Below are 21,959 nucleotides of genomic sequence, written 5' to 3' on the forward strand. Positions count from 1 at the left end.
GCCTCGAGTGCGCGCGCGTCGAGCGCTGCTTCGGCGTCTTCACCCGCAACAGGCACTTCAGGCACGTGCGGGAACCTGCCCGAGCGCAGCGCAGCGTTCGCCGCATGGCTCACCAGCCAGACTGTCGTCGACATGCTTTTCCTTATGCTTCACTACTCTTTGGCTGACATCCGGGCCGCGGCCGGCCGCCGCAGCGCGTAGAATACAGGCTCCACGACACGCGGAAGCCGGTGCAAGTCCGGCGCGGTCGCGCCACTGTAACTGCTTGCCGTCGAAAACATCGAAGCAACGGAAGTCAGACCTGCGCGTCGTGAACCACTCTTTCAACGACCAGCGGGGCGCGTAACCCCAGGAGAAGTCAGCATGTCCGAAACCTCATTCCCCTTGCAGCACGCCCCGGCCGCGCCGGCGCCCATTGCGCTGCGAGACATCCTGCCCTGGGCGATCTTCGGCGGCCTGATGCTGCTGCTGGCTCTGTACTTCGTGGGCGCCGAGCAGGGCGCCACGGCGATCTTCCCGGGCATGTACGTCCACGAGTTCGTTCACGACGGCCGCCATCTGCTCGGCTTCCCCTGCCACTGACCGGGAGCTGACCATGGTTGGCAAGTTGCTGGTGCGCGGCATGCTCGCAGGCATCGCCGCGGGACTTCTCACGTTCGGCTTCGCGAAGATCGCGGGCGAGCCCCAGGTCGATCAGGCGATCTCCTTCGAGGAGAAAGCCGACGCCGCGAAGGGCGAAGCGCCCGAGCCCGAAATCGTCAGCCGCAAGACCCAGGCGAGCGTCGGTCTCTTCACTGGCGTGATGGTCTATGGCGCGTCGATCGGCGGACTCTTTGCGCTCGTCTTCGCGTATGCCAATGGTCGCGTGGGGCGTCTTTCGCCGCGCGCGCTCTCGGCCTGGCTCGCGCTCGCCGCATTCGTCGCGATCTACCTGGTGCCGAACATCAAATATCCGGCGAATCCACCGTCGGTCGGCGACCCGGAGACGATCGGCTATCGCACCGGGCTCTTCTTCCTGATGATCGCGATCTCGATCGCCGTGTCGGTGTTCTCGCTCAAGGTGCGCGCCGCGTTCGTGCCGCGCCTTGGCCTCTGGAACGCTTCGATCGTGGCGCTCGTGCTGTTCGTCGTCGTGATCGGCGCGATCCAGCTCGCGTTGCCGACGATCAACGAGGTGCCCGCCGCGTTCCCGGCCGTGCTGCTGTGGAAGTTCCGCACGGTGTCGATCGGCATGCAGGTCATCCTCTGGACCACGATCGGCCTGCTGTTTGGCGCGCTCGCCGAAAAGCTGCCTGGCGCGAACGCCCGTGCGGGCAGCGCACACGGCACGCAAACGCGCGCCGCTTAAGCTCCGCTGGGGTCGCCGGGGCGCACGCCGCGCGCCTATCGAAAAAGCGACCCCAAACTTGCGTAAATGCCCCGCGCGCCTCGCGTGCCGGGGCATTTTGTTTCGCCTTTCAAAAGCTCCGCGCCCGCGGCTGTGCGGGCCTGATCCGCACGCGCCGACGCGTCGCGCGGCAATGCTGCACCGCAATATCCGCGCCGCACGAGTTTGAGCAATCCATTTTGCACTGAGACGATCCGCGCCAGTTCATCGGTTTCAGCGGCGCTCAGGTGCCGCGCGAGGCCGCCCGAAACGACAAAACAACTTTGTTCCGGAGACGCGCGTGATCCTTTACGGCTTTGGCCCGGTGCTGCTCGCCGGCACGATCCAGACCATCGAACTTTCGCTCCTCTCGCTCGGCGTGGCCGTGCTGCTCGGTCTGGCTGGCGCGGCGGCCAAGCTCTCGTTCAACCGGCCGCTCGCCGCCGTGGCGACCGCCTACACGACGCTGATCCGCTCGGTGCCCGACCTCGTGCTGATGCTGCTGCTCTTCTACAGCATCCAGATCGGCGTGAACGAGGCCACCGACGCGCTCGGCATGGCGCAGATCGATATCGATCCGTTCGTGGCCGGCGTCGTCACGCTCGGCTTCATTTACGGCGCGTACTTCACCGAAACGTTCCGCGGCGCGTTTCTCGCGGTGCCGCGCGGCCAGCTCGAAGCGGGGCACGCCTACGGCATGAGCGGCGCGCGCGTATTCGCCCGCATCCTCTTCCCGCAGATGATGCGTTTCGCGCTGCCCGGCATCGGCAACAACTGGCAGGTGCTCGTGAAGGCAACGGCGCTCGTGTCGATCATCGGTCTCGCCGATGTCGTGAAGGCCGCCCAGGACGCGGGCCGCAGCACCTTCAACCTGTTCTTCTTCCTCGTGATCGCGGCGCTCATCTATCTCGCGATCACCACGCTCTCGAACTTCGCGCTCGTCTGGCTCGAACGCCGCTATTCGGTGGGCGTGCGTCACGCGCAACTGTGAGGACAAGGCCGTCATGAACGAAATCATCCAGCAATTCGGCCGCGCGTTCCTCTACTGGGACGGCGAGCATGTCTCGGGCCTCGCGATGACGCTGTGGCTGCTCGTGATCTCCGTCTCCTTCGGGTTCGTGTGCGCGGTGCCGCTCGCCGTGGCGCGCGTCTCGAGCCGCCGCTGGCTCTCGCTGCCGGTGCGCTTCTACACCTACGTGTTTCGCGGCACGCCGCTCTACGTGCAGTTGCTGCTCATCTACACGGGCGTGTACAGTCTCGCATTCATCCGTTCGGAGCCGCTGCTCGACGCGTTCTTTCGCAGCGGCCTGAATTGCGCGGTGCTCGCCTTCGCGCTCAACACTTGCGCGTATACGACGGAGATTTTCGCGGGTGCGATTCGCGCGACCACCCACGGCGAAGTGGAAGCGGCGCGCGCCTACGGCATGAGCCCGTTCACGATGTACTGGCGCGTGATCCTGCCTTCGGCGCTGCGCCGCGCACTGCCGCTGTACAGTAACGAAGTGATCCTGATGCTGCACGCGACCACGGTGGCCTTCACCGCGACGGTGCCCGACATCCTCAAGGTCGCGCGCGACGCCAACTCGGCCACCTACCGCTCGTTCGAGTCGTTCGGCCTCGCGGCGCTGATCTACTGTGCGGTATCGTTCGTGCTGGTGGCCGCGTTCCGCCGCGCCGAAAAACGCTGGCTCGGCCATCTCGCCGTGCGCACCCGCTGATTCACCGGAAACTGGAGACCATCTTGGCTCAGACGCAATCCTCAGATAGCAAGCTCGTCGCGCGCGACATCCACAAGCGCTACGGCGACAACGAGGTGCTCAAGGGCGTCTCGCTCGACGCGAAGAAGGGCGACGTGATCAGCATCATCGGCGCGAGCGGCTCGGGCAAGAGCACCTTCCTGCGCTGCATCAATTTCCTCGAGAAGCCGAACGCGGGCGAGATCGTCGTGGACGGCGAGGCCGTGCGCACGAAGGCGGGCCGCAACGGCGACCTCGACGTGGCCGATCACAAGCAGTTGCAGCGCATCCGCACCAAGCTCGCGATGGTGTTCCAGCACTTCAACCTCTGGTCGCACATGAACGTGCTCGAGAACGTGATGGAAGCGCCTATCCACGTGCTGGGCGTGCCGCGCAAGGAAGCCGAGGACCGCGCGCGGCAGTATCTGGAGAAAGTGGGCCTCGCGCCCCGCGTGGAGAAGCAATATCCGTCGCATCTTTCGGGCGGCCAGCAGCAGCGCGTGGCGATTGCGCGCGCGCTCGCGATGCATCCCGACGTGATGCTGTTCGACGAACCGACTTCGGCGCTCGACCCCGAACTCGTGGGCGAAGTGCTCAAGGTGATGCAAAAGCTCGCCGACGAGGGCCGCACGATGATCGTCGTCACCCACGAAATGGGCTTTGCGCGCAACGTCTCGAATCATGTGATGTTCCTGCACCAGGGGCGCACGGAGGAGGAGGGCGCGCCCGCCGATGTGCTCGGCGCGCCGAAGAGCGATCGTCTGCGCCAGTTCCTCTCCGGCAGTCTCAAGTAAGCGGCGCGTTCAGTCTCGCGCCGCGTCTTGCCGATGGTCCGTTCCGCCGCTCTTCCTCCCGCTTCAGTTCCGGCCGCCGCGCCCGGGGGCCAGGCGCCGCTCGCGCGCGCCGGCCGCACGACCCAGGTGGCGATCGTCGCGCTCCCGCCGGTTTCGATGTCGGGCGTGGGCCCGATCGTCGACGCGCTCAATCTCGCGAACGAGATCGACGGCCGCGCGCTGTACCGCTGGCAGATGTGCTCATGGAACGGCCGCCCTGTGCCGCTCGCGGGCGGCGCGCAGTGGCCCGCCGACTGCGCGTTCGGCGACGCCGTTTCGGCCGACTGGCTCATCGTCGTGACCGAGCGCTACCAGCAGTTCGCCGACTACCGGCTCTTCCTCGCGAGTCTCGCGCGCGTGGGGCAGCGCACGCCGCTCGTCACGGGCATTCACCATGGCATCTGGTGGCTCGCGATGGCGGGGCAGTTGCAGGGCTACCGCGTGGCCGCGAACTGGGAGACCTTCCAGCAGTTCGCCGAGCAGTTCGAGCGCACCATCGTCACGCAGCACATCTACGAAATCGACCGCGACCGCGCGACCTGCTCGGGCGGCCAGGCCACGCTCGACTTCATGCTCGCGATGATCGGCCGCGACCACGGCCCGGAACTCGCCGAGCGCATCGCCGACGCGCTGGGCGCGAGCACGCTGCGCAGCGGCGACGAGCGCCAGCGCATTCCGTTCGTGACCGCGCCCGGCGAGCGGCACCCGCGCCTGAACGACGCGCTCAAGCTGATGGAGGCGAATATCGAGGACCCGCTCACGACCGACGAGATCGCGAATCTCGTGGGTGTGTCGCGTCGTCAGCTCGAACGGCTCTTTCGCCAGTACCTCGGCGCGATGCCGTCGAAGTACTACCTGGGCCTGCGTCTTGCCAAGGCGCGCTCGCAGTTGCAGCGCACCAGCAAGTCGGTGGTGCAGATCAGTCTCGCGTGCGGGTTTTCGTCGGCTGCGCATTTTTCGAATGCGTATCGCGAGCGTTTCGGCGTGACGCCGCGCGAGGATCGCCGCAACTGGATCGAGCGCCAGCACGGCGGAGCCGCCGCCGAGCCGCGCGCGGGCGCGCTCGTGGAGCCCCCGGAAGTCCAGTGAAACTGGCCGCGGCGCAGCAAACGCGCGGACTTGCAGGTTCCGTACGAAAAAACGCGTCGCGCCTGCGCAAGACGTTTGCCGCGAGCTTGCCTACACTGCACAGGTGTCGACGGGACCTGGCGCTTGAGCGCTTGGTCCCGTCTCATGCAAAGCCAACTAAGCGAAAGGGCGCGGCCCGAACGCACACCGACCCCGAATTCGACACGCACTGAGTAATAGAGGAATCGCCATGAACGACCAGACTGTGAGCCGCAAGACCTTCGACGAAGTGATGGTGCCGTGTTTCTCGCCCGCGCCGTTCGTGCCGGATCGCGGTGTCGGCTCGCGCGTGTGGGACACCGAGGGCCGCGATTACATCGACTTCGCCTGCGGCATCGCCGTGACCTCGCTCGGCCACGCGCATCCGGAGCTGCTGCGCGTGCTGCAGGAGCAGGGCAGCAAGCTCTGGCACATCGGCAACGGCTACACCAACGAGCCGGTGCTGCGTCTCGCGCGCCAGCTCGAAGCGCTCACGTTCGCCGACCGCGCGTTTTTCGCGAACTCGGGCGCGGAGGCCAATGAGGCGGCGCTCAAGCTCGCACGCCGCGTGGCCTTCGATCGGCACGGCGCCGACAAGTTCGAGATCGTCTCGTTCACGCAGTCGTTCCACGGCCGCACGTTCTTCACCGTGAGCGTGGGCGGCCAGCCCAAGTATTCGGAAGGCTTTGGCCCCGTGCCGGGCGGCATCACGCATCTGCCGTACAACGACATCGAAGCGGCCACGCGCGCCATCGGCGCGCAGACCTGCGCCGTGATCGTCGAGCCGGTGCAGGGCGAGGGCGGTGTGATTCCCGCCGATCCCGCGTTCCTGCGCGCGCTGCGCGAGGCGTGCGATGCGCACGGCGCGCTGTTGATTTTCGACGAAGTGCAAACGGGCGTGGGCCGCACGGGCCACTTCTATGCCTACGAAGAGACGGGCGTCACGCCCGACATCCTCACGACGGCCAAGGCGCTCGGCAACGGCTTCCCGATCGGCGCGATGCTCACGACCGAAGCGATTGCCGCCCACTTCAAGGTGGGGGTGCACGGCACGACCTATGGCGGCAATCCGCTGGGCGCCGCGCTCGCGGGCAAGGTGGTCGAGCTCGTGAGCGATCCGGCGCTGCTGGCGGGCGTGCGTGCACGCGGCGAAGCGATTCGCGGCAAGCTCGCGAAACTCAACGAGCGTTTCGACATGTTCAAGGAAGTGCGCGGCAAGGGGCTCTTGATCGGCGCCGAACTGAATGCGCGCTTTGCGGGCCGCGCCAAGGACTTCAACGGGGCGGCCGCGAATCGCGGCGTGATGATGCTGATTGCCGGGCCGGACGTGCTGCGCTTCGCGCCCTCGCTCATTATTCCCGAAGCGGACCTCGACGAAGGCTTTGCGCGCTTCGAGCAGGCCTGCGCAGATGTGATCGGCGCACGCTAAATCGCAACCCAGCCGCAACCCAGCCGCAACCCAGCGCACACACAGGACCGACGATGCTATTCGTTCGCCCCGCCAGGCTTTCCGATCTCGACGCGATCGCCCACATGGCGCGTACCGCGCAGCCGGTGCTGCATTCGCTGCCGCACGACCGCGCGGCGCTCGAAGCGCGCATCGCGCTTTCCGAGGATTCATTTCGCGCGGACGTGGACTTCCCCGGTGAGGAGTTCTATCTGTTCGTGCTCGAAGACACCGCCACCGGGCGGCTCGTTGGCACCTCGAGCATCGTGGCGGCGGCCGGCTACGCCGAGCCGTTCTACGCGTTTCGCAACGACGCGCTCATTCACGCATCGCGCGAGCTGCACGTGAACCGCAAGATTCACGCGCTCACGATGTCGCACGAACTCACGGGCAAGAGCCGCCTCGCGGGCTTCTACATCGAGCCGACGCTGCGCGGCGACGCGGCCGCGCATCTCATGTCGCGCGCACGCATGATGTACGTCGCGATGAACCGCCGGCGCTTCACGCCCGAAGTGTTCTCGCTGCTGCTCGGCGTGACCGACGAGACGGGCGCCTCGCCCTTCTGGGAAGCCGTGGGGCGCAAGTTCTTCGGGCGCGACTTCAAGGACATCGAACTCGCCTCGGGCGGACGCAGCCGCACCTTCATCGCCGAGGTCATGCCGGCTTATCCGCTCTATGTGCCGCTGCTGCCGGAGCCGGCGCAGCGTGTGCTCGGCGAGCCCGATCCGAGCGCCTTGCTCGCTTACGAGATCCATCTGGAAGAGGGCTTCGAGCCGGATCGTTACGTCGATATTTTCGATGCGGGCCCGGTGCTGACCGCGCAGGTGGACCGCACGGCCTCGGTCGCCGGCAACGAGACGCGCACGGTGCGTGAAGCGGCGGGCGCTACGAACCTGGAAGGCGCGGCGTATCTGGTCGCGAGCCAGCGCGGGGGCGAGTTCCGCTGCGTGCTCGCGACGCTGCCCGAAAGCGAGAAGGGCGCGGGCATCATCGCGCCGCTCGACGCGAGCGCGCGCGCCGTGCTCGGCGTGCAGGACGGCGAGCCGGTGCGCTGCGCGCCGCTGTATCGCGCCACCCCGCAAACAGAGGACGCTTATATGGGAGATGCACAATGATCGTGGTACGCGTCGTGCAAACGGGCGACGTGGAGGCGCTCGTCGCGCTCGCCCAGGAAACGGGGCCCGGCCTCACCACCTTCAAGCCCGACCGCGAGGCGCTCAAGGCGCGCATCGAGCGCGCGCGGCGCACGCTCGCAGGCGAAGCCGCGCCGCGCGAAGCCGGCTACTTCTTCGTGATGGAAGACACGGCCACGGGCGACGTGGCCGGCGTTTGCGGCATCGAAACGGCCGTGGGCCTGGAGCAGCCGTTCTACAACTACCGCGTAAGCACGGTGGTGCACGCAAGCCAGGAGCTCGGCATCTGGACGCGCATGCGCGCGCTCAATATCTCGCACGATCTCACGGGCTACGCCGAGGTGTGCTCGCTCTTTCTTTCGCCGCGCTATCGCACGGGCGGGGTGGGCAGCCTGCTGTCGCGTTCGCGCTTCATGTTCATCGCACAGTTTCGCGAGCGCTTTCCCGAGCGCCTGTGCGCGGAACTGCGCGGCCATTTCGACGCGCAAGGCACATCGCCGTTCTGGCGCGCGGTCGGTTCGCACTTCTATCAAATCGACTTCAACGCTGCCGATTACCTCAGCTCGCACGGGCGCAAGTCGTTCCTCGCGGAGCTGATGCCGCGTTACCCGGTGTACGTCGAGCTGCTGCCCGAAGAAGCACAGGCTTGCGTCGGTCTCACGCATGCCGACACGATTCCTGCGCGCCGCATGCTCGAAGCCGAGGGGCTGCGTTATGAAAACCACGTCGATATCTTCGACGCGGGCCCGGTGCTCGAATGCCATATCGTCGACTTGCGCACGGTGCGCGACAGCGTGGTCGTGCCGGTCGAGATCGGTGAGGCGCATGCCGAAGTGGGCGTGCGCTCACTGGTATCCAATACGTCGCTCGGCGATTTTCGCGTGGGTTTCGCGCCGGGCGTCGTGCACGACGGTGTGTTCACGCTGGGCGCCACGGAAGCGGCGGCGCTGAACGTCGCGGCGGGCGATCCGGTGCGCGTGCTCGGCCCCGCAACAAAGCAGAAACAGGGATGACCATGAACGAGCTTTACATCGATGGACAATGGTGCGCGGCCTCGGGCCCCGTGTTCGCTTCGCGCAACCCCGGCACGGGCGAGACCGTGTGGAGCGGCAATGCCGCGAGCGCCGACGATGTCGATCGCGCCGTGAACGCCGCGCGCCGCGCGTTCGCCGCGTGGTCGCAAACGCCGCTCGAAGCGCGCTGCGAGATCGTGCAGCGCTTCGCCGCGCTCGTCACCGAGAAAAAGGAAACGCTCGCCCAGGCCATTGGCCGCGAGACCGGCAAGCCGCTCTGGGAAGCGCGCACCGAAGCGGCGTCGATGGCCGCGAAGGTCGCGATTTCGATCACCGCTTACGGCGAGCGCACCGGCGAGAAACGCGCGCCGATGGCCGACGGCGTGGCGGTGCTGCGCCATCGCCCGCATGGCGTCGTCGCCGTGTTCGGGCCGTACAACTTCCCGGGCCATTTGCCTAACGGGCATATCGTGCCGGCGCTGATCGCGGGCAACGCGGTCGTGTTCAAGCCATCGGAACTCGCTCCGGAAGTGGCACGCGTGACGGTCGAACTCTGGCGCGAAGCCGGCTTGCCCGCAGGCGTGCTCAACCTCGTGCAGGGCGAGCGCGACACCGGCATTGCGCTTGCGAATCACAAACAGATCGACGGGCTCTTCTTCACGGGCAGCTCGGATACGGGCACGCTGCTGCATCGCCAGTTCGGCGGACGGCCCGAGATCGTGCTCGCGCTGGAGATGGGCGGCAACAATCCGCTCGTCGTCGCGCCGGTCGAGGATATCGACGCCGCCGTGCATCACACGATCCAGTCGGCTTTTCTTTCGGCGGGCCAGCGCTGCACGTGCGCGCGCCGCATTCTCGTACCCGCTGACGCATTCGGCGAGCGCTTCCTCGCGCGCTTCGTCGAAGTCAGTTCGCGCATTACGGTGGGCGAGTACGACGCCGAGCCGCAGCCCTTCATGGGCGCCGTGATTTCGGCGCGCGCGGCGGCCAGGCTGATGGGTGCACAGGTGCAGCTGCTCGAGCGCGGCGCACGTGCCTTGCTGCCGATGACACAGCGCGACCCGGCGCTCGGCTTCGTGACGCCCGCGATTCTCGACGTGACAGGCGTGGCCGATCTGCCCGACGAGGAGCACTTCGGGCCGCTCGCGCAGGTGACCCGCTACGCGGGTTTCGACGACGCCATCGCGCAGGCCAACAATACGGCGTACGGCCTCTCGGCGGGTCTGCTCGCCGACGACGAAGCGCTGTGGCAGCGCTTCACGCGCGAGATCCGCGCGGGGGTGGTGAACTGGAACCGGCCGACCAACGGTGCGTCGAGCGGCGCGCCGTTCGGCGGCGCGGGCCGCTCGGGCAACCACCGCCCGAGCGCGTACTACGCCGCCGACTACTGCGCCTACCCGATGGCCTCGGTGGAAAGCGCGCAACTGCAGATGCCCGCGAGCGTTTCGCCGGGTCTTCACTTCTAAGGAACGACGATGCAAACCCTTGAAGCCAACTTCGACGGACTCGTCGGCCCCACGCACAACTACGCCGGGCTGTCGTTCGGCAACGTCGCCTCGCAGAGTAACGAGAAGTCCGTCGCGAACCCGCGCGCCGCGGCGCAGCAGGGCTTGCGCAAGATGAAGCGGCTCGCCGACCTCGGCTTCGCACAAGGCGTGCTGCCGCCGCAGGAGCGGCCGTCCATGCGGCTGCTGCGCGAGCTGGGCTTCGGCGGTAAGGATGCCGAAGCGATCGCGCGCGCCGCGAAGGACGCGCCCGAACTGCTCGCGGCGGCAAGCTCCGCGTCGGCGATGTGGACCGCGAATGCAGCCACGGTGAGCCCTTCGGCGGATACGCCCAACCGGCGCGTGCACTTCACGCCCGCTAACCTGTGCAGCAAGCTGCATCGGGCGATCGAGCACGAGTCCACGCGCCGCACGCTTTCCACGGTGTTCGCGGACCCGTCGCACTTCGTCGTGCACGAGGCGCTGCCCGGCACGCCCGCGCTCGGCGACGAAGGCGCGGCCAACCATACGCGTTTTAGCGCACAGTACGGCGAGCGCGGCGTGGAGTTCTTCGTGTACGGGCGCAGCGAATACCGCCGCGGACCGGAGCCCAAGCGCTTCCCGGCGCGGCAGACGTTCGAGGCGAGCCGCGCCATCGCGCAGCGCCACGGCCTGACCGATGCCGGCACGGTGTTCGCGCAGCAGAATCCGGACGTGATCGACGCAGGCGTGTTCCATAACGACGTGATCGCTGTGGGCAACCGCAGCACGCTGTTTTGCCATGAGCGCGCGTTCGTCGACCAGCAGGCGGTCTACGACGAACTGCGCACGAAGCTCGCGGCGCACGACGCGCCGTTCCACGTGATCGAAGTGCCCGAGGCGCGCGTGAGTGTAGGCGACGCCGTGTCGTCCTATCTCTTCAACAGCCAGTTGCTGAGCCGCGCGGACGGCACGCAGATTCTCGTCGTGCCGCAGGAATGCCGCGAGAATCCGCACGTGGCGATCTATCTCGACGAACTGGTCGCGAGCAGCGGACCGGTGGATGAAGTGCTCGTGTTCGACCTGCGCGAGAGCATGAAGAACGGCGGCGGCCCGGCGTGCCTGCGTCTGCGCGTGGTGCTCAGCGCGCAAGAGCGCGCGGCGACGGCGCCCGGCGTGTGGATGAACGACGCGCTCTTCACGCGCCTCGACGGCTGGATCGAGCGGCATTATCGCGACCGGCTCGCGCCGCAGGACCTGACCGATCCGGCGCTGCTCGTCGAGTCGCGCACGGCGCTCGACGAACTCACGCAGATTCTCGGCCTCGGATCGCTCTATGACTTCCAGCGCTGATACCCCGCTTGCGGATTTTCTCGCCTACACGCTTGCGGGCTCGCGCCCGGCCACGCCGCAAGCCGCGCGCGGCGAATGCGCGGGCGGCGTGCGCTGGCAATGGCTCGACGAGGGCGTGGTGGAGCTGGAGCCGGCACACATCGACGAGACGACGCGCAGCGTGCTGCTTTCGGCAGGCGTACACGGCGACGAAACGGCGCCGATCGAACTGCTCTCGCAGCTCGTGGCCGACATCGCGGCGGGCCGCTCGCCGCTCGCCTGCCGCGTGCTCGCGGTGCTCGGCAATGCCGGCGCGATGCGCGTGGGCGAGCGCTATCTCGACGACGATCTCAACCGCCTGTTCGGCGGCCGCCATGCGCGTGTGCCGGCGAGCCGCGAGGCGCCGCGCGCCGCGGCGCTCGAAGCGGCGGCGCAGCGTTTCTTCGCGAAGGCCGCGAGTTCTGCCGCTGCGCCCTTCGCGCGCTGGCACCTCGACATGCACACGGCGATCCGCGCTTCGGCGTTCGAGCAGTTCGCGCTGCTGCCGCACACGGGCGAGCCGCCCGCGCGCGCGATGCTCGAATGGCTCGCCGACGCGCGCATCGCAGCCGTGCTGATCCACACCGAGAAGGGCGCGACCTTGTCGTCGTTTACGGCCGAGACGTGTGGCGCGCTCGCCTGCACGCTCGAACTGGGCAAGGTGCGTCCGTTCGGCCAGAACGACCTGGCTCGCTTCGCCGGCGCCGATGCCGCGGTGCGCCGTCTCGTGGCGGGAGAATTGTCGTTGCCGAAGGGCGCGCAGATGCCGCGCATCTTCACGGTGATCGGTCAGATCACGAAGCAGAGCGCGGCGCTCAAGCTCAACGTGGCCGCCGACGTGCCGAACTTCACGCCGTTCGCGCGCGGCGAGGTGCTGGCGGAAGACGGTGCCTACCGCTACGTGGTGCAGCACGACGAGGAGCGCATCGTGTTTCCGAATCCGGGCGTGAAGCCGGGCTTGCGCGCGGGCCTGCTCGTCGTCGATACGACCCGCGAGACGCTCGCCGCGCTCGCCTGAGCGCTAGCCGCGAGCGCACGCGCTGTCACGCGCTTGCGCATCCACGACACCCACTTGCATGTTCGAACGCACTGCGTGGTCGCTCAGCCGCGCGCGGGCGCGCCTTGCGCCGCTTGCCGCCCGCGCGGCGGGGCGCCGGCGCCGTCGCGGTACAATCGCGCCCTCGCGGTTGTTGCGGCGCACCACACACGGTGCGCGCGATTGAGCCGTGTTTTTGGTGCAGCGATCCTGTGCCGGCGCCGGCAAGCCGTTTTTTAGCCGCGAATCGAACCATGAAGCTGCAAGAACGGGTTTCGCCGACGCACCCAATCTGACTGGAAAGAGACACTGATGAAGACGAACTGGAACAAGCTGGCAACGCTCGCATTCTGCGCGGGCGCCATGACGGCAGGCGCGGCAGGGGCCGCACACGCCGCCGATATCAAGGAAGTCCGCTTTGGCGTGGAGGCGTCGTACGCGCCGTTCGAATCGAAGTCGCCCGCGGGCGAACTGCAGGGCTTCGATGTCGACGTGGGCAATGCCGTCTGCGCGAAGCTCAAGGCAAAGTGCGTGTGGGTGGAAAACTCGTTCGACGGCCTGATTCCGGCGCTGCAGGCGCGCAAGTTCGCCGCGATCAATTCCGACATGTCGATCACGGACCAGCGCCGCCAGGCCGTCGACTTCACCGACCCGATCTACGCAATCCCGAACCAGATGATCGCGAAGAAGGGCAGCACGCTGCAGCCCACGCCCGAGTCGCTCAAGGGCAAGCACGTGGGCGTGCTCCAGGGCACGATCCAGGAGACCTACGCGAAAGCGAAGTGGGCGCCCGCGGGCGTCGACGTCGTGCCGTACCCGACGCAGGACCAGATCTACGCGGATCTCGTTTCGGGCCGCCTCGACGCCTCGTTTCTGGACGCCGAAGCCGCTTCCAAGGGCTTCCTGAACAAGCCGCAGGGCGCGGCTTTCGCGTTCGCGGGCCCGCAGGTCGTTGATGCGAAGCTGCTCGGCGAGGGCGTGGGCTACGGTGTGCGCAAGAACGACGCAGCGCTCAAGGCAGCGCTGAACGGTGCGCTCAAGGACCTGAAAGCGGACGGCACGATCGACCGCATCGCGGCGAAGTATTTCGACGTGAAGGTCGTGCTCAAGTAATCGACCAGTACCGCCGATAGACCGACTGGCTGGACGAAATCCAGCCGGTCGGTTTTTTTCGCGTCTTTGCTTCGGATTGCGTATCAAATCGTTCGTGCGTCGAGCGGCAACGCGGTGCAAGCGACGCGTGTGGCACTGCAAAAACTGCAAAAAAATCCCGCGGATTGCGCAGAACTTCATTTCCGCGCCTTACTTGCCAGGATAAAATCGAGCCAAGAAAGTGCCGCGTCGGGTGCGCGATCTGTGCCAAGCGCAAACGGTTGCGGCATGCCAAGAAACAAGACCAGGGCGCCGCCATGCGCGCGGCGCCGCGCGGGGGACCCCATGAGCTTGAACGCCGCAGACCGGCCGCAGATGTCGGGAGTCGCGGGCAGCACGCAGTCGCCGGAACAAGCCGGCCCGCCCATCGACGTGTATTTCGCGCGCCAGCCGATGCTCGACCGGGAGGGGCTCCTCTGTGCGTTCGAGACGTCGCCGCGCCTCGTGGACCGGCGCGAAAGCGCCGAAATCGCACAAGAGGCCGAAGCGGCCGCCAAAGACCAGGCCTCGGGCCTGCCGCCCAAGCCTTCCGCCACTAGCACCGCGCTCCTCAAAAGCTTCGCCGCACCCGCCTTGCGCGCCTCGCTCGCGGGCCATCCCGCCTGGCTCGACATGACTCGCGACGCGCTTTTTCACGACAGTCTGCAGCGCGTGAGCCCCGAGCGCGTCATGCTCGAGTTGCCCGTGGACATCGGCGCGGATGCGGATCTGATCGCGCGGCTCGTCGAACTGCACCGCCGTCGTTATCGCTTCGCGCTCGACCACGTGTCGAAGGCGGACGAGTCGCTCGCGAAACTGCTGCCGTATGTGGACGCCATCAAGATCGATATCCGCGAGATCGCGCCCGCGGTGCTGCCGAAGTTCGCGAGCGTGATGAAGGCGGCGGGCAAGCTTCTCGTGGCCATGGGCGTCGAGACCCAGGCCGACTATCAGCGCGCGCACGAGCTCGGTTTCGACCGCTTCCAGGGCTACTTCTTCGCGAAACCGCACGGCGGCGCGCGCCGCTCGAGCGCGCCGCGCCAGGCGTTGCTGAACCTGCTGCATCTGCTCGCGGCCGAGCCCACGGTCGCGCAGCTCGAAGCGGAGCTGAAGCTCAACCCCGTGCTCGTGATGCATCTGATGCGGCTTGCCAACTCGGGCAGCATGAACATCGGCCGCAAGGTGACGACGCTGCGCGAGGCGATCAATGCGACCGGCACCAACGCGATCGCGCGCTGGACGCAGTTGCTGCTCTACGCGGACGGCCGCAAGATCGCCGCCGAAGACGACCCGCTGCTGCAACTCGTGGCCACGCGCGCGCGCTTCATGGAAATCGCGGTGACTCAGCTTGCCCACGCGCACCTCGAAGAGGAAGACGCGGCGTTCCTCGTGGGCGTGTTCTCGTTCGTCGAGGCGGTGTTCGGCGGACCCCTCGAAAGCACGCTCGAAGTGCTCACGCTCGCCAAGCCGATCCGCACGGCGATCGTGAAGCGCGAGGGCGCGCTTGGGCGGCTGCTCGAACTTTCCGAGGCGCTGGAGCGTGCGGACTGGGCCCGCGTGGATGCGCTGTGCGCGGCGCTCGAGCCGCTCGACGCCGCGACGGTCGCGGCGATCTCGCTCACGGCGGCGGAATGGGCGGGTACGTCCGGGCGCGACGCGGAAGACGAGGGGCTGGAGCGGATCGAGGATTGAGCGGGCGGGGCGGTGCCGCAAAGCGATGCGGCGCCGCGCGCAGTCGTGACTCAGTCGGAGTCAGGCGGTTTGCGGTACGTGCGTGAAGAAGCGCGCGAGCTGCTGCGCGAGATCGTTCAGCGCGCTCATCTCTTTCTGTGAAATGCGGCGTGGCTCCTGGGTCACGAGCCAGTCGCCGTACATCAGCGCCACGGGCTCGACGCCAGGCGCGCCCACGGGCAGCAGGACGAACGCGCGCGCGTCGTCGAAGCTCGAGCGATACCACCCGGGCAGGCGCGCGAGTATCTTCGCATCGCGCGCATTCTCGATGAAAATGCCGACCTTGTTCGCGATGGCGAGGTGAAACACGTCGGGCTGGAACGCGGCGGAAAACGCGAGCTTGGGCAGCACGTCGCCCATGTGCGGGCCGAAGCCGTGCTGCGCCTCGAACATGTTCGCCCCGCGTCGCACGAATACCACGCTGCGGGCGAAACCCAGGCCCGCGAGCACGGTTTCGGTCGCGAGCGTGAGGGCGGTGCTCAGCGCGCTGTCCGCCGGCAATGCGCGCAGGTCCTCGACGCCGGCCGCAATGCGCGCCTCGGGATCGAGCGCTTCGCGAGCGATGGCGTCGGCATTGGCGCGCAATTCGACGATCTCGCGCATGACGCCGTCTTCGGCTTCTTCGCGCGCAAGCGCGAGGCTCATCTGCACGAGCACGTCGGCATCGGTCGAGAGCGCGCGGCCGTAGTGCTGCGCCAGCTCGGCGATATGCGTCTCGCGCATCTCTTCGGAGAGGCCCTGCGTGGTCAGCACGCGCGCGACTTCCGTCGAATAGTTGGTGATGGCGCGCAGCCACTGCACGTCGCGCGGTTCCTTGTCGGCCGGGTCGTACTGGCGCATGCCCGCACGGATCGTGTCGGGCAGGCGCCAGCGCGTGGCGGCTTCGAGGCCGAGCTCTTCGAAGGTCACGCCGAGCACTTCGAGGCAGGCCTCGTCGTCGCTCGCGCCTTCGTCGATCTCGCGGCGGATCTGGTCCCACTCGGGCTCGAGATAGAACACCACGAGCAGCTTGCCCACCTGGCGCATGAGCGTGCAGACCACGGCCTCTTCGCCCGCGCGCAGGTCGCCGTGCTCGGTGAGCTTGCGCGCGACGCAGCCCGAGAGCATGGTGCGGTTCAGTTCGAGCTTGGCGTCGATGCGGCGCGGCGCGCTGTGGTGAAAGTGATCGACGATCTTCAGGCCGACGACGAGATGGCCGACCGCGTCCATGCCGAGGACCATCAGCGCGCGCGTGACGGTCGTGATGTTGCCGCCGAACGCCATGTACATGGCCGAATTCGCGAGACGCAGCACCTTCTGCGTGAGCGCGAAATCCGAGAGCACGACCTTCACGAGCGCGCTGAAATCGTAATCGTCGTTGGTCATCGCCGCGACTGTGGTACGCAGCGATTGCGACAGCAAGGGGAAGTCCCCGCGTTCATTCATGCGGGCCCACAAGCGGTCTAGCAGGACGGCCTTTACCATCTGAACCATGTCAATTTCGCGAAAGCCCTGCTGTTTGCGATGCCCGCATCATTGCACCTCGTGCACGTGCAACGCACCCGAAACGAAGCGCTGCTGCAATTCTTCTGAAGGCAGCGCCTTGCAGACGAGCCATCCCTGGATATGCTCGCAACCCATGTTCGTCAGCAGCTCGCGCTGCGCCTCCGTCTCCACGCCCTCTGCCACGAGCTCGAGATCGAGCGTACGCGCGAGCCCCACCACCGCGTTGACGATCGCCTGATCGTTGCGCGAAGTGATGAGGTTCTCGACGAAGCTTCGATCGATCTTCAGCTTCGAAAGCGGGAAGCGCTGCAGATACGCCAGACTCGAATACCCGGTGCCGAAGTCGTCCACCGCGAAGCGAATGCCAAGCGAGGTGAGCTCTTCGAGCAGCGTTTTCGCATGCTGCGGATCGTGCATGAGCAGGCTTTCGGTGATCTCGAACACCAGCCGGGCCGGGTCGACCCCGGTGAGCTCGATCGCCTCCTCGACACTTTCCCTGAACCGCGGATTGCGGAACTGCTGGGGCGAGACATTGACCGCCACGTACTGCAGCTCGATGCCTTGCTCGTCCCATTGGGTCAGTTGCATACAGGCAGCCTTCAAAACCCAGTTGCCGAGATAATTAATCAGGCCGACGGATTCCGCAAGCGGAATAAACGTTGATGGCGGCACGAGACCGTGCAATGGATGTTGCCAGCGGATCAATGCCTCCACGCCGACCACGCCGCGCGACGCGCTGCTCGTGATGGGCTGGAAGTGTAGCGAGAATTCGCCGTTGCGCACACCGTCGTAGAGGTCCGACTCCAGCTTCAGGCGTATGGCGTCGGTGGGATCGTCGACGGGCACGTGCAACGTCAGCGTGTTGCCGCCGATCGCCTTGGCCTGCTGGAGCGCCTGGTCCGCGCGGCGGATGAGCGGCGTGGTGTCGGCGCTGGCATCGGCCTCGCCCTCGCCCGCCCCGGAGGCGTCCGGGCGCTGGTCGGGATGGAAGGCAATGCCGATGCTCGCCGAAAGGTGCACGGGCTGGTTGCGAAACGAGTACGGCTGCAGGATGGAGGTGAGCAGGCGGCGGCCGAGCGCTTCGGCGGCGGCGCGCACTTCGTCGGGCGCGGCGTGGCGTTGCGGCGTGATCAGGATGGCGAACTCGTCGCTGCCGATGCGCGCGATCATCTCGCCCTGCAGCGCGAGGTGGGTGAGGCGCCGCGCGGTCTCGCGCAGCAGCTCGTCGCCGGCGTCGTAGCCGAGCGCGCGGTTCACACGCTGATAGTCGTCGAGGTCGAGCAGCAGCAGCGCCACCGGCACGCCGAAATGGTCCGCGTCGGCCTGGGCGCGCTGCAGCTCGGGCGCGAGCGCGGTCTGGTTGGGCAGACCGGTGAGCGGATCGTGATGGAGCGCGTGCGTGAGCGCGGCCTCGGTGCCCTGCCAGCCGGAGACGTCGAAGCCCGCCACGGCGAAGCCGGTCGTCTCGCCATACTGGGCGCGCTGCACGCGCAGCTCCACGGGAAGCGGGTAGGTGAGCGCCTTGACGAGGTCGATGGTGTCCTTTTCCACGGCGCCGCTGTGCGCGGCGCGCGCGATCAGCGCCTCGAGGCGCTCGTGATGCTCGGGGGTGACGATGTCGGCGAGCGTCGCGCCGAGCAGGAACTCGCGGTGATAACCCGCGAAGCGCAGGCTCGCGTCGGAGACGTACAGAAAGTGCAGCCTCGCGTCCACGTGAACGAGGAAGTCCACCGCGGCGGCCGTATTCTCGAACGAGAGCGAAACGGCGTCGGCGTAGTCGGGTTCGGCGGCGGGAGGCGAGGGGGGCACGAGCGGCGCGGCGGCTTTGTCGTCGGCTGCGTCGGCTGGCCGCGCTTCAACTGCTGCGCTGTGCGCCTGCGCGGCATGCGGCGCGTTCGCGTCGCCAGGCATGGGCGGGTCGCCGGCAACGCCCTTGAGGCCGGCAAGCGCGTAAAACCGGTCGACGACCGTGCGCAACCAGCCCTCGCGGGGCGCGGAGATCCTGTTCGCTTCCATGTCTGTCGCTGGCAACCCTTTGTTTGTCTGTGGCATCCCGGCCGGTTTCCACGTCCGGCTGAAGCCGCCCATCAGAGCAAGTTATCGACCCGGGACGGGAAATCTTTAGCCGCGGCGACCGAAAAAACACCTAACGCATAAACGTGACGGGAGATCGGTGCGGTGGCGTCCAGATTCGGTTAAAGTGGCGCCGGTCGAGACGCCGTTCGCCATGCGCGATGGGTCGGCGCGCGTGAAGCGCCCGTCTTGCGGGCCGCAGGGGCGGCCCGGCGCGTCGGCGGCCATTACCGGCCATTCCATCCGTACGAGTCATCCGCCATGTCCGATTCATCGTCAGCGTTTGCCGCGCCGGCAAGCGAGGCTGCGCGAGACGATGCGGGCAGGGGCACCCCTGGTTCCGCGCCTTCTATGCCGTCAGCTTCACAACCGGACCTTGCTACCGGGTCATCAACGGGTCCGCAGCCGTTCGTCTATCTCGGGCGGCAGCCTATTCTCGATCGCAATGGCGCGCTCAACGCCTATGAGCTGCTGTTCCGCGGCGGCGCGCAGAACCGCGCGGACGTCGACGACGACGCGCTCGCCACGGCCCAGGTGATGACCCGCACGATCGGCCAGCTCGGCGTGCCCGCGGTGCTTGGCCGTCACTACGGCTATGTCAATATCAGCCGCGAGTTGCTGTTCGACGACATCGTGCATCTGCTGCCGCCGGGTCGCTTCGTGCTGGAGGTGCTCGAACACGTGCGCTTCGACGCCGCGGTGCTGGAGCGTCTCGCGCAACTGCGCCGCGCCGGCTACCGCATTGCCTTCGACGACGTGTGCGAGATCACGGAGAACCTGCTGCGCGCGTTGCCCTACGCGGACATCATCAAGGTCGACCTGCTGCAGACCGAGCGCGCGGCATTGCCTGGGCTCGTCGCGAGCCTCGCCGCGCACGGCAAGACGCTGATCGCCGAGAAGGTCGAGACGGGCGAGGATTTCGAGCTGGCCTCGTCGCTCGGCTTCGAGCTGTTTCAGGGCTACTTCTTCGCGCGCCCGCAGGTGCTGCGCGCGCCGCGCGTGCGCGCGTCGCGCCTCGCGCTCGTGCGCCTGCTCGCGCTGGTCGCCAACGACGTCGGCACGGCTGAACTCGAGCGCGAACTGCGCAGCCACCCCGGCGTAGTGGTGCAACTGTTGCGTCTCGTCAATTCGAGCGCGTACTCGCCGGGGCGGCCGATTTCGTCGCTGCGCGAAGCGGTGCTCGCGGCGGGCACGCGCCAGATCGCGCGCTGGGCGCAACTGCTGCTCTACGCGAGCGGACGCGACCTGCCGTGGGGCTCGGACCCGCTCGTGCAGCTCGCGGGCACGCGCTCGCATTTCATGGAACTTGCCGCGCGCAGCCTGAGCCCGCAGGACCCCGATTTTGCCGATGCCGCCTTCATGACCGGCATCTTCTCGCTCGTGCACGTGCTGGTCGGCTCGACGCCCGAGCACACGCTCGATCGTCTCGGCCTTGCACGCGAGATCGTCGAGGCCGTCGACGGTCATCGCGGCGAGCTCGGTACGCTGCTGCGCATCGCGACCGCGGCCGAGCGCGGCGATCACGACGGCGCGCAGCGCCTCGCGCGCGAGGCGGGGGGCATGTTCAATGCGCTCACGCCGCCGCTGCTCGGCGAGTTGAACCTGTGGGCCGGCGCGTGGTTCACGGCTTATGCCGAGGGTTGAATACAGCTTGTCAGGTTTGCGCCCGGGGGACGCGCTGCGAGTGCCGCAATTGTGTGATCCAATATCGGTATCGTCGCGGCGTCATGCGTCTCATTTGCATGATGGGCAAGACCCGCGGGCAGAACGCGCGCCGGCGTGGCGATTCAACTCGAGGGCATTTGACATGAAACCGAGGTTCTTTGCGGCGGGAGCCGCGGCGCTCGTCTGCGCCGGGCTTGCGCTCTTTACGCTGTCTGCGCAGGCAACGCTCAAGCCAGGCGATTCCGCCCCCGACTTCACGACCCAGGCATCGCTGGGCGGCAAGACCTACACCTATTCGCTCGCTTCGGAGCTCAAGAAGGGGCCAGTGGTGGTGTACTTCTATCCGGCTGCGTTCACGAAGGGCTGCACGATCGAGGCGCACGAATTCGCTGAAGCGGTCGATCAGTACAAGCAGTACGGTGCGACCGTGATCGGCGTTTCGCACGACAACATCGACACGCTCACGAAGTTTTCGGTGAGCGAGTGCCGCAGCAAGTTCCCGGTTGCCGCCGACGAAGACTCGAAGATCATAAAGTCGTACGACGCGTCGATGCCGCTGCACGAGTCGATGGCCAATCGCGTGTCGTATGTGATCGCGCCGGACGGCAAGATCATCTACGAATACACGAGCCTGTCGCCGGACCAGCACGTGAGTAACACGTTGCGCGCCTTGAAGGAGTGGGCCGCGCAGCATCCGCAGCAGTAGGGATCGCAAGTTATCGCAAACGTAGTAAGCCATGGGGCCCGCCACGCGCGCGGGCCTCGTCGCGATCTGTCCCAGTCGTCCCTCCGCGTTTCGCCCCTGGTTTTTCTCTCCCGCCGCACGGATCCCTCGCATGCCGATCGTCGTCGTTCTACTTGCCTTTGCCGCGCTCGTCTACGGCGCGTACTGGTCCTTCAACGCCATCGCGGCGCACTTCGGCACGGGCGTTGCCGTGGGCGCAGCGGTGGTTGCCGCAGCGTTGTTCGTCGCGCTCATCGCCTGGGTGTGGCGCCGGATGCGCGACGTGGCGCCCAATGTGCGCGGCGAAGGCGACTGGACACACCGCGTGGCCGGCGCCTGGGGCGAGGCCCGTCTCGCGGCGGGCAAGCGCTTCTGCGAGCTGACGCAGGGCGGCGCGCATGGCGCGTATATCTTCGCCGACCTGCAAGGCGCCCAGGCGGCGCGCGATGCCAACGGCTGGCACGTGGCGCTGCGAGTGGCCGACCCGAAGCGCCCGCTCTGGCAATTGCCGATGCCAAGCGAGCGCGAAGCGAAGCGCTGGGCGCGTATTTTCACGCTGGCGATTGCGCAAAAACTCTGAGCGCGGCGGCGGCGCTGAACGATCCGGGCGCAGCGCTGTCCCAACTACTTCCCGGCAACGCAGAC

At 67.3% G+C, this 21,959-nt stretch carries 19 protein-coding genes; 17 read left to right on the forward strand and 2 right to left on the reverse strand.

Annotated features, from left to right (window positions below; genetic code table 11):
* Window positions 1-363: 363 nt before the first annotated feature.
* The 14 genes from ACOJB8_RS31070 (at window position 364) to ACOJB8_RS31135 (ending at window position 15,328) form a co-directional block, all read left to right on the forward strand.
* Window positions 364-582 carry a CbtB domain-containing protein gene (locus ACOJB8_RS31070; RefSeq protein WP_475016027.1) on the forward strand — a complete coding sequence of 73 codons (219 nt, stop codon included), beginning with the start codon at window positions 364-366 and terminating at the stop codon, window positions 580-582.
* A 13-nt stretch (window positions 583-595) separates the two neighbouring features.
* A complete protein-coding gene (locus tag ACOJB8_RS31075; protein WP_475016029.1) occupies window positions 596-1,348 on the forward strand; it encodes a CbtA family protein in 753 nt (250 codons plus the stop codon).
* A 319-nt stretch (window positions 1,349-1,667) separates the two neighbouring features.
* Window positions 1,668-2,357: an ABC transporter permease gene (locus ACOJB8_RS31080; protein WP_028204762.1), complete on the forward strand. Its 690-nt coding sequence runs from the start codon at window positions 1,668-1,670 to the stop codon at window positions 2,355-2,357.
* A gap of 13 nt (window positions 2,358-2,370) precedes the next feature.
* Window positions 2,371-3,084, forward strand: a complete 714-nt coding sequence (locus ACOJB8_RS31085) for an ABC transporter permease (RefSeq protein WP_475016031.1) — start codon at window positions 2,371-2,373, stop codon at window positions 3,082-3,084.
* Between the two features lie 20 nt (window positions 3,085-3,104).
* The gene (locus ACOJB8_RS31090) at window positions 3,105-3,896 is read left to right on the forward strand and encodes an ABC transporter ATP-binding protein (RefSeq protein WP_406952757.1); all 792 of its coding nucleotides are present in this window, start codon (window positions 3,105-3,107) and stop codon (window positions 3,894-3,896) included.
* A 156-nt stretch (window positions 3,897-4,052) separates the two neighbouring features.
* On the forward strand, window positions 4,053-5,024 hold the full coding sequence (locus ACOJB8_RS31095) for a GlxA family transcriptional regulator (RefSeq protein ID WP_368606966.1): 972 nt from the start codon (window positions 4,053-4,055) through the stop codon (window positions 5,022-5,024).
* A 229-nt stretch (window positions 5,025-5,253) separates the two neighbouring features.
* A complete protein-coding gene (locus tag ACOJB8_RS31100) occupies window positions 5,254-6,471 on the forward strand; it encodes an aspartate aminotransferase family protein (RefSeq protein ID WP_342945573.1) in 1,218 nt (405 codons plus the stop codon).
* Between the two features lie 53 nt (window positions 6,472-6,524).
* Window positions 6,525-7,604, forward strand: a complete 1,080-nt coding sequence (gene aruF, locus ACOJB8_RS31105; RefSeq protein WP_475016033.1) for an arginine/ornithine succinyltransferase subunit alpha — start codon at window positions 6,525-6,527, stop codon at window positions 7,602-7,604.
* Complete coding sequence (astA, locus tag ACOJB8_RS31110) at window positions 7,601-8,635, forward strand: arginine N-succinyltransferase (RefSeq protein ID WP_475016035.1); 1,035 nt, start codon at window positions 7,601-7,603, stop codon at window positions 8,633-8,635. Before aruF ends, astA begins: the two co-directional genes overlap by 4 nt.
* A gap of 2 nt (window positions 8,636-8,637) precedes the next feature.
* Window positions 8,638-10,101: a succinylglutamate-semialdehyde dehydrogenase gene (gene astD, locus ACOJB8_RS31115; protein ID WP_475016037.1), complete on the forward strand. Its 1,464-nt coding sequence runs from the start codon at window positions 8,638-8,640 to the stop codon at window positions 10,099-10,101.
* 9 nt (window positions 10,102-10,110) lie between these two features.
* Window positions 10,111-11,451, forward strand: coding sequence for an N-succinylarginine dihydrolase (gene astB, locus ACOJB8_RS31120; RefSeq protein WP_069267909.1), 1,341 nt, complete (start codon window positions 10,111-10,113; stop codon window positions 11,449-11,451).
* Window positions 11,435-12,487 carry a succinylglutamate desuccinylase gene (gene astE / locus ACOJB8_RS31125; protein ID WP_475016039.1) on the forward strand — a complete coding sequence of 351 codons (1,053 nt, stop codon included), beginning with the start codon at window positions 11,435-11,437 and terminating at the stop codon, window positions 12,485-12,487. Before astB ends, astE begins: the two co-directional genes overlap by 17 nt.
* 330 nt (window positions 12,488-12,817) lie before the next feature.
* Complete coding sequence (locus ACOJB8_RS31130) at window positions 12,818-13,618, forward strand: ABC transporter substrate-binding protein (RefSeq protein ID WP_475016041.1); 801 nt, start codon at window positions 12,818-12,820, stop codon at window positions 13,616-13,618.
* A gap of 324 nt (window positions 13,619-13,942) precedes the next feature.
* Window positions 13,943-15,328 carry an EAL and HDOD domain-containing protein gene (locus ACOJB8_RS31135; RefSeq protein ID WP_475016043.1) on the forward strand — a complete coding sequence of 462 codons (1,386 nt, stop codon included), beginning with the start codon at window positions 13,943-13,945 and terminating at the stop codon, window positions 15,326-15,328.
* A gap of 60 nt (window positions 15,329-15,388) precedes the next feature.
* Here the strand turns inward: ACOJB8_RS31135 and ACOJB8_RS31140 are convergent, their stop codons facing one another.
* Together ACOJB8_RS31140 and ACOJB8_RS31145 are read right to left on the reverse strand one after the other, a co-directional pair.
* Complete coding sequence (locus ACOJB8_RS31140) at window positions 15,389-16,831, reverse strand: HDOD domain-containing protein (RefSeq protein WP_069267930.1); 1,443 nt, start codon at window positions 16,829-16,831, stop codon at window positions 15,389-15,391.
* A 48-nt stretch (window positions 16,832-16,879) separates the two neighbouring features.
* Window positions 16,880-18,868, reverse strand: coding sequence for a putative bifunctional diguanylate cyclase/phosphodiesterase (locus ACOJB8_RS31145; protein WP_475016045.1), 1,989 nt, complete (start codon window positions 18,866-18,868; stop codon window positions 16,880-16,882).
* Between the two features lie 408 nt (window positions 18,869-19,276).
* Between ACOJB8_RS31145 and ACOJB8_RS31150 the strand changes: the two genes are divergently transcribed.
* The 3 genes from ACOJB8_RS31150 to ACOJB8_RS31160 all read left to right on the forward strand — a co-directional run bounded on the left by ACOJB8_RS31150 (window position 19,277) and on the right by ACOJB8_RS31160 (window position 21,894).
* Entirely contained in the window at window positions 19,277-20,569 is a 1,293-nt protein-coding gene (locus ACOJB8_RS31150) for an EAL and HDOD domain-containing protein (protein WP_368610317.1), read from the forward strand.
* A gap of 163 nt (window positions 20,570-20,732) precedes the next feature.
* Window positions 20,733-21,296 (forward strand): peroxiredoxin, encoded by a 564-nt coding sequence (locus tag ACOJB8_RS31155; RefSeq protein WP_342945580.1) that lies wholly within the window; start codon window positions 20,733-20,735, stop codon window positions 21,294-21,296.
* A gap of 130 nt (window positions 21,297-21,426) precedes the next feature.
* Window positions 21,427-21,894 (forward strand): hypothetical protein, encoded by a 468-nt coding sequence (locus ACOJB8_RS31160; protein WP_342945581.1) that lies wholly within the window; start codon window positions 21,427-21,429, stop codon window positions 21,892-21,894.
* The last annotated feature ends 65 nt before the right edge of the window (window positions 21,895-21,959 follow it).

This window comes from Paraburkholderia sp. BR10141 (assembly GCF_056155635.1).

What these genes read in the sequence shown, in the direction of transcription:
- astA (WP_475016035.1), top strand. Translation starts at nt 7,601, where the DNA reads ATGATCGTGGTACGCGTCGTGCAAACGGGCGACGTGGAGGCGCTCGTC.
- ACOJB8_RS31070 (WP_475016027.1), top strand. Translation starts at nt 364, where the DNA reads ATGTCCGAAACCTCATTCCCCTTGCAGCACGCCCCGGCCGCGCCGGCG.
- ACOJB8_RS31145 (WP_475016045.1), bottom strand. Translation starts at nt 18,868, where the DNA reads ATGGAAGCGAACAGGATCTCCGCGCCCCGCGAGGGCTGGTTGCGCACG.
- ACOJB8_RS31095 (WP_368606966.1), top strand. Translation starts at nt 4,053, where the DNA reads ATGTCGGGCGTGGGCCCGATCGTCGACGCGCTCAATCTCGCGAACGAG.
- ACOJB8_RS31075 (WP_475016029.1), top strand. Translation starts at nt 596, where the DNA reads ATGGTTGGCAAGTTGCTGGTGCGCGGCATGCTCGCAGGCATCGCCGCG.
- ACOJB8_RS31150 (WP_368610317.1), top strand. Translation starts at nt 19,277, where the DNA reads ATGCCGTCAGCTTCACAACCGGACCTTGCTACCGGGTCATCAACGGGT.
- astD (WP_475016037.1), top strand. Translation starts at nt 8,638, where the DNA reads ATGAACGAGCTTTACATCGATGGACAATGGTGCGCGGCCTCGGGCCCC.
- astB (WP_069267909.1), top strand. Translation starts at nt 10,111, where the DNA reads ATGCAAACCCTTGAAGCCAACTTCGACGGACTCGTCGGCCCCACGCAC.
- ACOJB8_RS31085 (WP_475016031.1), top strand. Translation starts at nt 2,371, where the DNA reads ATGAACGAAATCATCCAGCAATTCGGCCGCGCGTTCCTCTACTGGGAC.
- aruF (WP_475016033.1), top strand. Translation starts at nt 6,525, where the DNA reads ATGCTATTCGTTCGCCCCGCCAGGCTTTCCGATCTCGACGCGATCGCC.
- ACOJB8_RS31130 (WP_475016041.1), top strand. Translation starts at nt 12,818, where the DNA reads ATGAAGACGAACTGGAACAAGCTGGCAACGCTCGCATTCTGCGCGGGC.
- ACOJB8_RS31135 (WP_475016043.1), top strand. Translation starts at nt 13,943, where the DNA reads ATGAGCTTGAACGCCGCAGACCGGCCGCAGATGTCGGGAGTCGCGGGC.
- ACOJB8_RS31140 (WP_069267930.1), bottom strand. Translation starts at nt 16,831, where the DNA reads ATGGTAAAGGCCGTCCTGCTAGACCGCTTGTGGGCCCGCATGAATGAA.
- ACOJB8_RS31100 (WP_342945573.1), top strand. Translation starts at nt 5,254, where the DNA reads ATGAACGACCAGACTGTGAGCCGCAAGACCTTCGACGAAGTGATGGTG.
- ACOJB8_RS31155 (WP_342945580.1), top strand. Translation starts at nt 20,733, where the DNA reads ATGAAACCGAGGTTCTTTGCGGCGGGAGCCGCGGCGCTCGTCTGCGCC.
- astE (WP_475016039.1), top strand. Translation starts at nt 11,435, where the DNA reads ATGACTTCCAGCGCTGATACCCCGCTTGCGGATTTTCTCGCCTACACG.
- ACOJB8_RS31160 (WP_342945581.1), top strand. Translation starts at nt 21,427, where the DNA reads ATGCCGATCGTCGTCGTTCTACTTGCCTTTGCCGCGCTCGTCTACGGC.